Here is a 15,028-nt window from a genome sequence, read left to right as displayed (position 1 = left end):
AGGCTTGAACAAGAAGCAAGACATGGTCTTGTCAGCCGGAGCCAGATGCCGGTCCGTTTCGCACTCAAAACCAGCGAGCGTGAAAGAGGCGTCAAGCGTCAGAGTAGCCTTCGTACCGTCAACATATACCCAATGGGCAACATACATGCCCTTCACCGACTGGATGGAGGCCAGCGTCCAGCAGTCCTCAACCGAAGGATCATCAAGAAATACGCATTCACGAGGCTCACCCGTATACTCAGAAATGGTATGGCGCAGATCATCCGTGTGAAACCAGCCCTCCCCGTGAAAGCGGTTTGCCACCAGAGCGATTGCCAACCAGTTGATCGGCTGAAGCTCGGCGAAGGCATCAATATCCTCCCGCGAGAAATCACCGTCATACTGAAATGTTGCCACTGCGGCCTGCATCATGCCCGAGACATAACGAGGGTTGAGAGAACCCTTACGACACACCATCACAAACAGCGTCAGCCACTGCTCCTCGGTAAGCTTAGGCATATGCTGACCGACCGCCCACACGCAGGTATCCAGCAGCCCCAAAAGGCGGGTATCCCCCGTTTCAGGGGGGCTGTAGTACGGGAAATATTCATCATGATAGGCGCCCTTGGCCGACAGACCCGTAAGATTCATGATCCTGTCATGGGCTGCGGTAGAAACCTTGCAATCAAAATTGCGCGACAACGTAAGAGTGGTGTCCATAAGACGATCTCCTGGATATGCTGCCCTTTCTCAGAAGGGCATAATGAAAAGACAAAAGCCGCGCGATAAATGCTTGGCTCTCAAAGATCTCTTCTCGTTATGGCCGCATACCCGGAGAAGCGTTCGAAGCTCTTCAATGTCTGACGACACCGCTTCGGCGTATAAAGTTCACGATAACCTTGCCAGCCTGCACCTGTGTGCTTGCGCGGTGTACAGCGCCGGGAAGAGGATGCGCCCCTCCTTGGTCATTAAGAGGTTATGCGCCAAAATACCGCCTACAAGGCTGGGGCAAGGAATTTGCTGAATTTTCTTCCGGGTGAATTTATGAAGTTGCTTAAAGTCTCATCAGCCGGCCCGCCAATGAATGCGCGTGATCCCCCATACTTTATGCAGCCATTCGCTGGAGAGCGCGCGCAAAGCCGAAGGGCGGCAAAGGCAAGGGCGCTCGCAAGGCGGGCAATACAACGAGGGTGTGATTTCTTGATATCACGTCCCCTCTGGAGTTAGGATACCCTGGATAAAACCATCGAACGATGCCCCGGATCAGCACGTACCCCGTTCCCTCAGGCCTCACATTGGATGATCTTAGTTGCCGTTCAACGCCTTTTTGATCTCATCGCCTAGCGTCAAAGGATCGAACGGCTTTTTGAGAACCGCTATGGCTCCTGCCGCCAGCAGCTCGGTCTCCTTGCCGTCATGCTGAGACGCCGTCAGAAAGATCGCAGGAACATCTGCCAATCCCGGCACCTCTCGCAAAGCCGCCAATGTTTGGGGCCCGGTCATGCCGGGCATCATGACATCCAGCAAGAAGACATCTGGAGCGCCCTGCTTTGCGGCCACAAGAGCCCTCTCGCCAGAGAGACAACTCACCACTTCGACCCCCCCGGAAATCTCGAGCGCCATCCGGGCGATCTCCAGGATGTCGGCCTCATCATCGACATGTAGCAGTTTGATCATGGAGCCATCCGGGGCGTTCGTTTCATCATTCCTGCCACCCTATGCTCGGCAACCTGAAGTAGAAAGTGCATATTTGCCACAGAACAACCGAATACCTAAGATCTCAAGGCACAAACAGCGGCCGAGAAGCACGGCGCGCCAAGGCGCCAAGCCACCCGTCTTCTATCCTCCCAAAACCCCACCTATGCCCTCTTCAGGAACGCTTTGACCTGTGCCGCCAAGGTCATAGGGTCGAATGGTTTGTCGATTACCCCGTTCGCCCCCAAACCCTGCAACGCCAACTTGGAAGCCTCATCGACCTGAGCCGTCAAGAAGATGGCAGGCACCTGTTCCAGGCCTTTGATCTTGCGCAGCCTATCCAGCACCTCGGTCCCGCGCATCTGGGGCATTCTATAGTCCAGCAGCACCACCTCCGGGAGGAGATCTCGCGCACGGTCGATCGCTTCGGCGCCTGAGGCGCAGGCGATAATATCGAACTCCCCACTCATCGTCAGGGCAAGCTCGGCAACTTCCAGAATGTCGGGCTCGTCATCCACCAACAGCAACTTGATCATAATGTTCTTTCAAAAATATCCAGGGCCTACTGCCGCTACATAAGGCACGAACCAATGGCCTCCAGCACCAAAGCGGATCAGTAGAATCTCACGATGTACCAAACAGTTCTCGCGCAAAGCCCCAACGATGGAAGCCCCCGGGCATCGAACGCCCTCCGGGCGGTCGGCGCGCGCCAAGACAGGTTTGCGCAGGGGGCCGTCATCACCGTAATCGGGCCCGGACTTGGATCATATGATTTCTTGATATCAATTCGGCCAGCAGGGCGATACCAATCCCTCACGCGCGATCAGAGGAGACCCTCCCCTGCCCCCGTATCTCAAGCCCACCAAAACACCCTTGGGACATCACAAGAAAGTCGTGGACGGTTTCTTGATATCACCGCCACCTTCTGGCGCAACTCATGTGCCAGAAGGCCCGTCTCGGTTTCCAAACCATCTCCAGCCCCGCCGGGCAGCCGCCAAAATCCAGCGCGCCCCCTCACGCTGCCTCGGACATCAGGACGCGCAGAATACGCGTAAATCTTTATGCGATCTTTCGCGAGGCAGGTCCCGCCCCCCTTCCCCGGACAGAGTTTCTGGATTGCTGCAAGTTGGGCCCTCAGGCCCCTGCAAAGCCCCGCAGACCCTTGTGTCATTGGCCGCATCCCCCACTCTCTATTTGCTTCGAGAAGGCCCCAAGCCCGCGGCCCTTCGTCCAGAAGGGTTTCCAAGGCCCCCCCTTCCCCCTGATTATTCTAAAGGTGAGAGGCGCGGGCCTCGGCAGAAGAGCGAGGCCCCCGGGACGGGCCCGCGACAGGAGGACAGGATCAATGGGCCACAGGACCACGAGAGATGACAAGACCGCGCCTCGGCGCATCCACGCCACCCCTGATGAATGGGCCCGTATGCGCGCGGCAGCAGACCGTGCCGGCAAATCGATCTCAGCCTTTGCGGTCGATACCTGCCTGCGCCGCGCGGCGTCCCGACCCCGTCCGGAGACCGTAGAGGCCATTCGCCTCTTGACCGCATCACATGCCGCCCTCATGCAACTGGCCGATCTGCAGGCCAGCAGCCCCCCTGCCCTCTGCGCTTTTGGCGCATTGGCACAGCTGGCAAGGATCGAAGATCAGCTGTGTCAAGTCACGGCACTCATCGACAAAGATGCTCCCTCCGGGGCGCCCGTCGGATGATCCTGCTTTGGTCCAAACATCAGACCGGTCCTGCCACGCAGGTGATCCGCTATCTGCTGGAGACGGAGGTCACAAAGACCGCACAACGGCAGACCTGCGTGACACGACGGCACCCTGCCCCCGAAGTGCTACTCGGAGATCCCGCCCTCGTGGGGTTGATGATCGACAGCCTGCCCTTTCGATGTCGGTACCGCTGCGCCACCCTCAGCTGGGCCGAAGATGAGCTCGACGTGGCGCGTTTCAACAACCGCGAGCCCACTCTGCGTCAGGCCATCGACGGCACGGTTCGGCTGTTTCTGGAACTCGCCTGCGCCGGCATTCCCGAAGATGCCCGCCCACCGATCTTGGTCGGAACCCATACTCATCTCGGCAGGCTCGAGGTCAACATTCTGATGCCCCGCGCGGTGGGATTTCCCGGCGCGCCATTGCGCAGTTGGAACCCTCGTCCCCCCATGATCTCAAGTCGTGCGGATTGGGACGCCTATACCGATCTCATCAATGATCATTATGGTTGGTTTGACCCGCGCGATCCAAAGAGACGGCGTGCCATCACCCCACCCTCCTGGATGGCCAAAGAGGTCGCAGAAATGATGCGCCGCGCAGCCAAAGGGGCGAAGCTCGGCGTCGATCCCATGGACCCCAGGTTCCGCGCATGGGCTCTCGCGCGCCGAGCCCTGCAACAGGACACGACGGACCGCGACGCACTCCGGCAAAAGGTCCACCAAGGTCTCGCCCCCTACCGCTGGGGGGTCACCAGCGAAAGCACCACGAGCATTACCTGTGGACCCCTGCAAGAGCCAGGCCCACGCATCACGCTCAAGGGCGCCGCTCTCGGCGACGGCGCGGAAGATGCCATCGATCCTTACGACGCCCAGCTTGCCCGCTGGATCGCGATCAAGCGCGCGCCTCAGCGCCTGCAGAACGCGTTGGAACGTCGGGCAAAAAACAACTTAGGGTTGATTTATCCCATGTCTGGCTTGCCGCCCGCTAAGCCCCAAGAAACCCTCGCACGCCCCCACCCCATGGGCGGCCTCAAGACCCAGTTGATCTCTCTTCTGGCAGGTCTTGGTCAGAAGCTAACCGCCGCGCTCAACGCGGCCCTCTTGCACCGCGCCTTCCGCCGCCTCGACCTCACGGGGTTCTACCGAACGGCCCAAATTCTGGAGACCATCTATGACACAAACCACCGAAGCTCGGCTGATCCAACTGATCGATCTGCTGGAAGCGCTTCTGGCGCGCGAGGCCGCGCCCCCGATAACGGACAGGCTCGACCAGTTCGTGGAGCAGCTTACGAGGATCGACAAGAACCTGAACACCGCGGCCCTGGCCATGCGCGATATCGCGCAGCGCAGCCCTACGCACCCCACGTTGCAGGATCTGCAGCGCTTGCACATCCAAACACTCGAAGGTCTCGTCGAAATGATCGAGGAACAGTCCCAAATGCAGGCGCAGCTCCAAAATCTCGCAGACCTTCTCGGGATGCCGCCAGATGGTCACGTGCAGACTGGCTAATCCATCTCCGAACACTCTTGAGAAAAGTTACCGATTCTCCCTGTACCGTCACGCTCCAAAGAACCGGCGCAGGCGAAGCAATTGTCATCCGGCAAGAAGATAAAACCGCGGTACTACGGATCACCACAGAACCACCAGATGAAGCGTGGGATGGCAATGCAAGGAAGGTCATAACGAAAGGACTAAAACCCGAGGGACAAAGCCCCACGCCGGGGCCAGACTGACGCCTCAACGGGTCGGGTCACGGTAGAAGTTCGCGGGGCAGTTATGGTGAGCGATCGCTAACGGCGAAAGGGTAGAAAACAAACGTGTTTCGGATCACAGTTAAACCTGTGACGGTTTGAGGCCGCACCCCTGATAGCATTTGCCCAAGTATCGATGTCCCTATCACTGCAAGTGACTATCTAACGGTCCAAGCCTGTGATCCCTGTGTGCCTGAGGCCTGTCCAGCGCGATGGACGTCGCCGTCTCCCCGGGGCTCATCCTCATGCCGCACGAAGCCTGATTGATGACCTGCTCCTGATTGCGATCAAGCACGCGCGCGCTCGCAGGAGCCTAATCAAGCGAGGGCGGCGAGTCGGAAAATGTTGGCTCATTCATTGTAACGAGTGATTGATAATTCCGGTTATGAACCCATTGGAGCTTGTACCACGGTACAGATTGCTACACGGGAATTGAGCTCGGGCCTGATCAATGCATTTATACCTTCGGTCACGCCTGACTAGATAGCGGTGGCAGAGTTCAGTTAGGTTTGGGGCGATGAAGCCCACTGTGACCTCACAACTTGGAGCTACCTGTACCGCGGTACAGGTTCTAGCGAAGACCCTTGATCCGGGGTAGCCAGAAAACCGTGTTCCTATCTACATTCGGCCGGAAAAGCGTCGCGCGCGCGTCTGGCCAGGAGCCTTGGAAAGCAAGACTAAATATAAATTTCTGAGCCATCTGTACCGCGGCAAACCCTGATTTAGGGAAAGCCACTCTGGCTCATCGAGTGCCCGCAACAGGCGCGCCTTCGATGAACCCAGCGATCATCGAGCTGAAATAAGCTGCGGGTGATTTGATACGAATCGCATTCTCGGCCAAGTATTCCAAAGCTCTGAGCATGTTCGGCCATCCGATTGAGGCGACACCTTTCGCCAAGGCTTCACTATTCAAACTCAAAAAAGATCCAAATAGAAAAACCGCTTCCCGCAAATGAGAGGGTGATTGGATAGCATCTGGGTAGAGGCTCGCGATATTGGGACAACACTGCCATGCTTCAACAAGCCGTGTATATTCCTCGGGCGCATTCTTAGTAGGATCTATTTTTAAGGAATCTACTTGGCGGACATTCTGACCGTTTCCGCCGGACTCTTTCCGCGTATCCGTAAGGCGACCCTGGGGGCGGGTTACGCGCTGAGTTTTGACTTTCTGGCTCGAGAAATGTGCCGACCGGGGTGCATCAATCTCAGGGTTCCGGTCGTCTCCGGCACAGTTTGTACCGTGCACAGCTTCCTGCAGGGCGATCTCTTTGGTCTCGGTGCGCTGTGGCTGGTCAGCGGTAGCCGGGGCAGGGTAGGGGGCGTAGTGGTGCCGCTGAGATGTCTGAATTGTATCTTCCGACGCGGAGAGGAGAGTTTGAGCGTCTGACTTCAAAGCACGCATCTCACGAATGTGAGCAGCGACCTCCGCGGATTGCAACGAGCTCCTGCGAAGGATCTTTTTGACCTCAGCGAGGTAGTGGATTTGTACCTCGGTCAACTGCTCAGGAGCGCGAAGAAGGCTGGCGCGAATTGCCAGCGCCTCGGAACGCATTGAGCGAAGCTCTTCGGCCTCAATATCTAGCCTTGCCGCTTCGGCCACCAGCTCGGGGTAGATACGAAGGAGGGGGGAGAGATCGAAGCCAAAGGCATCACGAACAACCCCGCCAACCCGGAGAGGGAAACGCTTCCCGGTGGCACTGTCCTTACGTGTGATGAAGCCGATTTCGCAGAGCTTGGCGATGTGACGGCGGAGCACCCGATCACTCATGCGGTTAGCACGCTCGCAGATTGATTTGTTCGATGGGTAGACCACCAACAAAGCGTCCGGGCTAAGAGGCGTTTCAATGCCCGTTTTTCGGTCCCGACATGGGAGGAAGCTCAAAAGCGTTTCCAGAACGAGGATTGAGCTTGGGGTCAGGCCATAGCTCTGGCTACTGTTCTTTACGGCTACCAGAAGATCGCGGCGTGTGACTGAAGGCACAGTTCCGGAAAGGGTAGGGGCATAGCTCCTCCGTTCCCCGGCCTGAAATGCCGTGGTTTTTGCCTGTTTCATAAATTTTCAGACGGCAAAGAGATACCATTCACCGAAAACGATGTTGCAATCGGTTCTCTCGCAGGGTATCCAAGAGGTGCTTAAATCACTTGGGGCCCTTCGAGACTACGGTTTCGGGGGGTTTCTTTTTGCGCTGCGTCTGCCTCCTTTCTTATCTTGTTGCGGCTTTAATTGGGTTCGTATTTCGCGCTCCTAGAGGCGCGTTATAGGGCGCGGGGCAAAAGATGTACCGCGGTACATCTNCTTTTGCCCCGCGCCTCGAGGTAGCGATAAAAAACAATGGGTTACGTCATTCATTCCCTGATTTCCATTGCCAATACAATTTTTCCGCTTCATGCTGGAGCCACTTAATAAAGGCGGCGTCGGACTTATCCTTTACCTTGATGCTGATCCCCCGGGTACTGGGCGACAGCTCAACTTGACCTTTTGCAACCGAGAGCTTCTTAGGCTTGCTTGGCGCCAGCTCAGAGCCGCGCTTTAAACCCTGAAGGACCGTGTTGAACCGGCCGGGGCTATCGAGCTCCTCAGGCAAGGCTTCTACCGCTCTCTTGACCTGGCAGATCTCAACATCTGCGGTGATCTTTGCCAGCTCACCCCATGGCCTCCGACCGATCCCATGAGCCGGGCCGATTGCATCGATAAGCTCGCTTGGGATCTCTCGAATGACCTTTGCCATTCGACTTACTTCACCTTTTGGAATGTTCAGGGCGCGTTCAATCATCCCGGTCTTCATGCCGCTATCGAGGAGTTGAGTGATGAAGGCAGATTTCTCGATGTAGCTATTCTCCAGACGTTCTGCGTTTTCCAGACCTTGGGCCACGACCAAAGCGTTATCGTCCAGCTCGCCGATATAGGCTTTGACCGGAATGCCGAGAATCCGACAGGCCGCGATCCGACGCCGACCATAGACCGGCTCGTACTCGAAGCCGGAACCAGACGCCGCAGCCCTGAGCAATACGGGGACTTGTTGACCAGACTCGCGAATGGATTCGACAAGCGTGTCGATCTCCGCAGAGACATCAAAGCGGTCCTGATACTTACTCTGACCGATGAGATCGACATCGATTTCTTGAATTGTCTGGTTCCGCAGGTCGTCATATGTTTCGCGGAAGCGTCGAACTGTCGGGCTGCCAGACTTAGGCGCTGCAGCGGGAGAACTTGGGGCAGGGGAGGGGGCTTCATGCTTATCCTCTCCACCGGACAAAGTCCGCTCAAGACTTGCTGAGAAAATTCCTTTACGCGCCATTGGTATCTCTCCCCCACGATTGATGGATAAGACCTTCAAACTCCGCAACAACCCTTGTCACGGAATCCCAAGCACGCTGATAGGTCTGGCGATTGAAGCTAGACGGATCGACTTCTGCAATAGTCTCCGCGCTATTCGCCGCGTCCGCGATCGCTGCCGACAAATAGAACTCGCTGGCCATAACTGCATCTTCGAGGATCGACCTCAGATAGCTAGCGACCTGAATCTGCGGCTGGTCGGTGGGGTTGTATCTCGTGATCAGGTATTTGATCCAGTCGTAGGGTCGAGCACCCTGACGCCCTTCCAAAACCGACATCATCTCACCTGCCATCCCGAGGAATGTACCGAGGCTCATGACATCGATGAAGGAGGCCGTGACGGGAACAAGAAGCCCGGAGCTGGCAAAAAGAGAGGCGATAACCGCAAAGCTCATCTGTGGCGGGCAGTCGACCAAGAACACGTCAAAGTCATCGCGGATAGGCGCGAGCGCCTCTTCTACGCGGACGAAGAACGGAAATTTCTTCTGATCGTTCACTGCGGTCTCATGCTCGAACTCCATGATATGCATATTGGAGGGGATCAGGCTGAGATTGGGGATGTGCGTTTCCCGGATCACCTCGCGAATATCGACCCGCTGGGTTCCTTCGGTATCAGAAGCATCAGGGTAGCGGACCGCGTCATAGAGTGTAAGCATGTCCGGCTCGCGCTCTGGTATGATCCCGCAGAATTGCGTCGTGCTGGCCTGAGCGTCGAGGTCAATGACCGCCACCCTATAGCCACGCAAAGCCAGCGCACTTGCGACGCTGGCGGCGGTGGACGTTTTTCCCGCGCCTCCCTTAAGATTAACAATGCTAACTACCTGAGAACGTTCGCCATTTTTACGTCGAGTAATATTTTTGCTCTCGAGCCGATCATTCTTAATTAGGAAGTCCCTGATGGCATGAATCTCGGGCGCCTCGAAATAACGTCGCGTTCCCCGCAGGAGCGTTCCTTGGGGCAGATCCGGGTTGGTACGCAGGGTATGGCGCAGAGAATTTTCGTTTACGCCGATGTAGTGACAAGCCTCTTTGAATGAAAACGGGCGCAAGACCTTTACTTTGTTCGGCTCGAGTAAGCGCTCCCGATGCTGTATAAGCTGGCTTGAGATAAGCCCCGCATGCCTGCCTAGGGACGCTGATCCACTCGTATTCATTTGTCCTGCCTCGTAAATCCGTGTTATCCGGGTTTCTCTCTGTGTAACACGTTTTATCCACAACGCCAGAAGAAATGCGTGACGCGATTAAATGGCTTGAGGCAATATAATGATTTTTCAAATGATTTAGGAGCGTTAGCAGATGATCTCGAGGCCGCGCATTAGCTCCCCGAAATCGGTTATATTCTGCTCGGGAGTCTGAAAGCCTTAAAAATTATGGCTAAAACCGCATTGGCTTCAAGAATCGGAGCTGACGAAACCGGTAGATTTCTGTCGTCAGGTGCTAGTCATACCCGGCCTCACGCGGCCAAGGTCAGGACCAATTGATTGGAGCGAAGCCACCTGATTCACCCTCTGAAAACGGATCGGTGATATACGTGATCTTGTCTAGCTGAGTGATGCGCAGATGGCGGGTCTGGAGCTCTACTTTCCAGAGTCACTTAATAAGCTTCGGGACGGGATCAGCGCGTCTTAGGCGAGATTATTTTTGTCACCGCAATAGGTTGCGCCCGCGTGAGTCGCCAGCAGCTCATAGCCCGCACAAGGTTTGAATGGAGGTAGCGTCAGAGGGCGCCAACGTTTATGGCCGGCAAAACCATCGTGCCGGGTTCACTGCGAGTTCATGCCTGCGTTGTTGTGGCGCTCAAGCCGGCTGAAAAAGATCAGGTTACATGGTGCTGCCGCGATGAACGCCAAGTTCTCCCAGTCCTGATTACACCCTACAACGTGACCCCAGGCCACCGCTTACTCCGCTTCATCATCTGCGGTGTTCCTTCGTCGGTCGTTTCAGCTTGGCAACTGGTCCGAAATGCTGCGACCACCGCGAAATACGTCGAGAGGGGGAGCTATGTCTTAGGGTGTCCGGTGGCTTTTTGCTCGCCTCGAATGAGCGGACCTGTATGTGTGGCCGATCCGAGGTGATGGGAGAATGGCGCTCCCTTACGGTCTGACGCGGTTTGGCCTCAGATATTGTCGTCGGAACTACTGAGCAAAGAGTGCCGATTTCGTCTGCGGCTAGCCATGTGGATAACTTTTCGACCAGGGTTGTAACGCGCGGATTGCCGCATAGTCTGTGAGCACAACGTAAATGAGCTGGGCGATCACCGGCAGCTTAGGAGACACCTATGAGCGAAGAGCGGTCCAAGAAGAAGCGTCACTATTATGCACGGTATTGCGATTGGGGGATCAATGTCGTTTTCGAACGCGACGGCGCCATCGATCGTTTTCCGGGCGAGATTTTGCGTTTCAAGACGCGGCAGGCCCGTGATGCTTGGGTGGCTGACGAGGTCTGGGACGGGACGTGTCGGCGTGAGGGATTGAGTGCGCGCGACCTGAAGCGGGCTTGTGGCTCGGCAGAGCGGTTTTGGTATCCTTCTGTGCGGGGGGAGGGGGACGAACAGGAGACCCATTATGAGGTGCTTGGTTAGTTGCGCGCTTCTTGTGCATGTGTCGGTGCAGGCACAGCCTGCACCGGAGCCGGGTTGAGTGCTGCGATATTGCGGTTTGGGTGGAATTTATCACATAATTCACATTACCGGTGTAGGACTTTTAGCCGGGGCACATTCTAAACTGGGTTGCGACAAATCCCCTATCTTGCTGGAAAGCAAGGAGAACGGACATGGCCCACACAGAGTTAGGATTGCGTGAAAGACGCGCGATTGAAGACATGTTGAACGCGAAGATGTCAGTGGACAAGATTGCAGCTGAGATTGGGAGACATCGTTCGACCGTGTTTCGCGAGATCAAGCGAAACAGATACATTGATAATGAGCTCCCCAATCTTAGCGGTTACTACGGTGTGACTGCACAGAGGTCCGCCGTCGACCGGCGCGCGTGTCGACGCAAGCTGGTACGGTTTATTGAATTGCGAGATGCCGTGATCAAACAGCTCAAAGTTGGCTGGTCTCCGGAACAGATCGCGGGTCGACTTCAGTTGGACGGCCAGGAACTTCGTGTCAGCCACGAGACAATCTATGCCTACATTTACGGACCCGATGGCCAGTCCGAAGAATTGGCGCGGTATCTACCGCATCGCCGTAAGAAGCGGCAACCAAGACGCAGGCGAACGCCTCGAGGCCTTGCTTTCCCACCAGATCGGTCGATTCACCAGCGGCCTGACTATGTTAAAACCCGCGAAACATTTGGTGAATGGGAAGGCGACCTCATGATTTTTGAGAGAGCGCAGGGTAAAACCAATGTTGCTTCTCTGGTGGAACGCAAAACGCGCTTTGCCGTTCTGTTCCGCAACAACGACCGCAGTACGACGCACCTGATGAACAAGCTGATGAGTGTGATGGAACCCCTGCCCCAGTCGGCGCGAAAATCGATCACCTTTGATCGAGGGATCGAATTCCGCGACTGGCGCAAGCTGAAGCCCGGTATCGGAACCGAGGCGTGGTTCTGCGATCCGCAGGCTCCGTGGCAAAAGGGTGCAGTCGAGAATCTGAATAAGCGCGCACGGCGGTATCTACCACGCGATGCACCCGTGGCCGCGCTCTCAAATCGAGACATGAAATCGATTTGCGATCGCTTGAACGGCACGCCAAGAAAGTGCCTGGGCTGGCGCACGCCAACGGAAGCCTTCAGAGAAGAACTGATGAAAATGAGATAGAGGAACGCGTCGCAACGGGTCTTGAAATTCTACGGGTGAATTCACGAACGAAGTGCAAATTCTGTACGAATACAGAGCGTTGCATGGAGTATGAAGAATGGGAATCCACTACTGTCACCTGAAGCTGGTCGAACGTCGCAAGCTTGCAAAATGGCTTGAAGCCGAAATGCCGATCGCGGATCGCTTGGATCGCGACCCTTCCACGATCTACAAAGACATCAAGCGGAACCGGTACACGGACGACGAACTGCCCAAGTTGAACGGCTACTACGCCTTAAACGCTCAAGGCATGTACGAGAAGCGCCGCGCCATCCATCGAACAATGATCGTTCTCCCTGAACTCAAGGCTGCCATTGAAGGACGCCTGAAAGCTGGCTGATCGCCCGAACAGATCGCGGGCCTTCCTGCACCCTGTTCGTTTTCATCGACGATGCCATCAGCACATCGATACAGCTGCGGTTTGTCGATTCCGAGAGCACATTCAGCTACTTTGAAGCACTGGAGCTTTACTTGGGGCAACACGCTCGTCCGGTGGCGTTCTATTCTGACAAACACACGGTGTTCCGGGTTGCCAATCAACAACAGACCTTCGGTGTTGGCAGGGTCCGACTTGTTGAGCCATGCCGACAATCTTATGTGCGCCTTACGGGCATCAATGCAGGTCGCTGGCAGAACGAAACCAGCCGGCCGCGCGCTACGGTCTCGCCGTCCCTGTCTACAACGCAGATCGAAATCTCTTTCAGCGGCACGTCCAAACCGCCATAGTATTCCATAGGTCGTTCTCCTCTACAGAATGGGCGTCTGCTTTACCGCTTTGCTTGCGCTGTTTTGAGGTCAATCATACTTTGGTTCAACAAAGCCCCGGCTCTTCTAAGATCGCTGATAATAGGTCATACACTCCGGCTGAAAATGCCTCATTACGGCGATAGAATGCCACGATATAGATTTCAGTGATGTCGCGTATTGGAAGCCAATGTAGGGTTTGATCGGCGGCTCCCCGCGCGGTCATCTCGTCAACGATGCCGATGCCACCACAATCACGCACCAAAGAACAAACGTCAGCACAGAAGGGCGTGGTGCAGGCAGGTTCGTAGTCAACATTGCAAACGCGAAAAGCGCTGCGGATGTGCGCTCCCATTGGAGACCAGTCGGGATCATAGCAGACCAGAGAAAATTTCGCGATTTCCTTACACATAAGTTCGCGCGCTCGTGCGAGGGGGTGATCGGTCCGCATCACTGCAACGAGAGAGGTCTTGCCTACTATGTGGGCTTTAAATTCTGCCTTTGGCGGGACTGCCATCTGCAAGCCGATATCCGCAACTTGATTTCGCAAATCTTCTTCCGGCGCATGTATCAGCAGTTTAAGCGATTTCCTCCAGTCGCGGTAGCCGGCGCGCCTTAAGATGGGCCCTAGAAACCCGTCTACCAAAGCTGGTGTGACAGATAACACAGGAGGTTTCGTTCGCTGGTTTCGTAGGGCTGGTAGACGTCCGCGTATTTTCGCATGAGCGTCAAATATGGGCTTGGAGAGGGCGTAAATTTCTTCAGCCTCTTTGGTGGGTGTAAGCCGTTTACCGTTTCGGTGAAACAAAACGACGCCTACTCTTTCTTCGAGGCGTTTAAGTTGGGCGCTTACACCTGGCTGCGAGATACGCAATAGGTGCGCGGTTTCGGTCGTTGTACCGACGCGCATCAGCGTTCCTAAAAGTTGAATTTCGCGCAATTCCATATATCAGCCCATTAATAAGAAGCCCTCTATTTATTATTATCCTTACAGGGTTACGCTGTCTAATATGATGTTCAAGCCAAGATCTGGTTTATCGAATGCTCGCTATGGGTGCCAAAATGTTCTATACTTTCGACCCTTTATGGAGCGGCACCTGTGACAAGGCTGTTGCTCAAATTTTGGATCATCCCGGCGCATTCGGGCTGACGAAAGAAACCTTCGGGCTCGTCGCTCTGCGCGAAGATACAAAGCGACCAGCAGGATATGTACTGAATGGGAGCTGGCAGTGCTATCCGTGTAGCGTGGTAAAGGCTTTTCATCTTGTGCATGCGTTGCACCGCCTAGAAGAGGGGACGATTTGCGCCCCCGACGATTTAGATCAAGCAATCATCGATATGATCCGCTGGTCCTCTAATACCGCCACAAACTACGTTATCGATTTTCTGACGGGTACCACTGGTGACACGGTGTTAGGCCAAGCAGAATTAGAGGCTTATAGGAGGAAACGACAGGGCCTCAACCGCTATTTCGCTGCGTTAGGCTGGCCAGAATGGGATGGATGCAATATCGCAATGAAGCTGAGCGGTGACACACGTTATGGACGCGAAGCGCAGTTGGCTGGCGCGAATGGAGAGAACCTGAACAGACTAACTCCGCTGGTCGGGGCCCGACTATTTTTTGACCTTTTCGCGGGCAATCTTCCCTTAAGCCGAGCAAGCGCTAAAAAAGCAAAACAGATATTACTGCGGGATCGAACAAGCTTAGACGCTGACAATCCATTATTCCAGGTTGCAGATTTCTTGGGGGGTGGGATGCCCAGTGACGCGAAAATTTGGAGCAAAGCAGGCCATACGGGCTGGACCGGTGATCCGCGCACTTCGTATTTCCGGCATGATCTGATCCGCGTTGCTGTGCCAGATGCAAAGCCCATCATCCTATCTATGATGACCCAGGGTCCCCTGATGGCTGAATATGGTAACGAACTCTTCCCCCAAATAGGGCGCATTCTCTTGTCAAACCTTCTCGATGCTAGCGATGCGCACTGAGTTAGCGCCGCGCTCTACACC

Annotated in this window: 12 protein-coding genes and 2 pseudogenes; 7 read left to right on the top strand and 7 right to left on the bottom strand. The window is 55.5% G+C overall.

Annotated features, from left to right (window positions below):
- The 3 genes from HTT03_RS00345 to HTT03_RS00335 all read right to left on the bottom strand — a co-directional run.
- A partial coding sequence (locus HTT03_RS00345; protein ID WP_174857937.1) for a hypothetical protein occupies positions 1-699 on the bottom strand: 699 nt, incomplete at its 3' end.
- 585 nt (positions 700-1,284) lie between these two features.
- Positions 1,285-1,656 (bottom strand): response regulator, encoded by a 372-nt coding sequence (locus HTT03_RS00340; protein WP_174857936.1) that lies wholly within the window; start codon positions 1,654-1,656, stop codon positions 1,285-1,287.
- Positions 1,657-1,838: 182 nt separating this feature from the next.
- Positions 1,839-2,210 carry a response regulator gene (locus HTT03_RS00335; protein WP_174857935.1) on the bottom strand — a complete coding sequence of 124 codons (372 nt, stop codon included), beginning with the start codon at positions 2,208-2,210 and terminating at the stop codon, positions 1,839-1,841.
- An 809-nt stretch (positions 2,211-3,019) separates the two neighbouring features.
- Here HTT03_RS00335 and HTT03_RS00330 point away from each other — a divergent pair.
- Entirely contained in the window at positions 3,020-3,379 is a 360-nt protein-coding gene (locus HTT03_RS00330; protein WP_174857934.1) for a plasmid mobilization protein, read from the top strand.
- A gap of 1,173 nt (positions 3,380-4,552) precedes the next feature.
- Positions 4,553-4,891: a hypothetical protein gene (locus HTT03_RS00325; RefSeq protein ID WP_174857933.1), complete on the top strand. Its 339-nt coding sequence runs from the start codon at positions 4,553-4,555 to the stop codon at positions 4,889-4,891.
- Positions 4,892-5,875: 984 nt separating this feature from the next.
- Here HTT03_RS00325 and repC read toward each other — a convergent pair.
- From repC to repA, 3 genes are all read right to left on the bottom strand, one after another.
- Complete coding sequence (gene repC, locus HTT03_RS00320) at positions 5,876-7,186, bottom strand: plasmid replication protein RepC (RefSeq protein WP_174857932.1); 1,311 nt, start codon at positions 7,184-7,186, stop codon at positions 5,876-5,878.
- 289 nt (positions 7,187-7,475) lie between these two features.
- On the bottom strand, positions 7,476-8,432 hold the full coding sequence (gene repB / locus HTT03_RS00315) for a plasmid partitioning protein RepB (RefSeq protein WP_174857931.1): 957 nt from the start codon (positions 8,430-8,432) through the stop codon (positions 7,476-7,478).
- Positions 8,422-9,624 carry a plasmid partitioning protein RepA gene (gene repA, locus HTT03_RS00310; protein ID WP_174857930.1) on the bottom strand — a complete coding sequence of 401 codons (1,203 nt, stop codon included), beginning with the start codon at positions 9,622-9,624 and terminating at the stop codon, positions 8,422-8,424. The genes repB and repA overlap by 11 nt, the downstream gene beginning before the upstream one ends.
- Positions 9,625-10,748: 1,124 nt before the next feature.
- On the opposite strand from repA, the gene HTT03_RS00305 reads away from it, so the two are divergent.
- The 4 genes and pseudogenes from HTT03_RS00305 to HTT03_RS18600 form a co-directional block, all read left to right on the top strand.
- Positions 10,749-11,051, top strand: a complete 303-nt coding sequence (locus HTT03_RS00305; protein WP_174857929.1) for a hypothetical protein — start codon at positions 10,749-10,751, stop codon at positions 11,049-11,051.
- Between the two features lie 191 nt (positions 11,052-11,242).
- Positions 11,243-12,235 (top strand): IS30 family transposase, encoded by a 993-nt coding sequence (locus HTT03_RS00300; RefSeq protein ID WP_174857928.1) that lies wholly within the window; start codon positions 11,243-11,245, stop codon positions 12,233-12,235.
- 97 nt (positions 12,236-12,332) lie between these two features.
- Positions 12,333-12,611 (top strand): annotated as a pseudogene (locus HTT03_RS00295) (helix-turn-helix domain-containing protein); the annotation flags it as partial.
- Between the two features lie 14 nt (positions 12,612-12,625).
- Positions 12,626-12,812 (top strand): annotated as a pseudogene (locus tag HTT03_RS18600) (ISNCY family transposase); the annotation flags it as partial.
- Between the two features lie 273 nt (positions 12,813-13,085).
- Here HTT03_RS18600 and HTT03_RS00290 read toward each other — a convergent pair.
- Complete coding sequence (locus tag HTT03_RS00290) at positions 13,086-13,964, bottom strand: LysR family transcriptional regulator (RefSeq protein WP_174857927.1); 879 nt, start codon at positions 13,962-13,964, stop codon at positions 13,086-13,088.
- Between the two features lie 116 nt (positions 13,965-14,080).
- Between HTT03_RS00290 and HTT03_RS00285 the strand changes: the two genes are divergently transcribed.
- Positions 14,081-15,007, top strand: coding sequence for a serine hydrolase (locus HTT03_RS00285; RefSeq protein WP_174857926.1), 927 nt, complete (start codon positions 14,081-14,083; stop codon positions 15,005-15,007).
- The last annotated feature ends 21 nt before the right edge of the window (positions 15,008-15,028 follow it).

This window comes from Sulfitobacter maritimus (assembly GCF_013346665.1).
GTDB lineage: Bacteria > Pseudomonadota > Alphaproteobacteria > Rhodobacterales > Rhodobacteraceae > Sulfitobacter > Sulfitobacter maritimus.
This window is presented reverse-complemented; position numbering and strand designations above follow the sequence as displayed.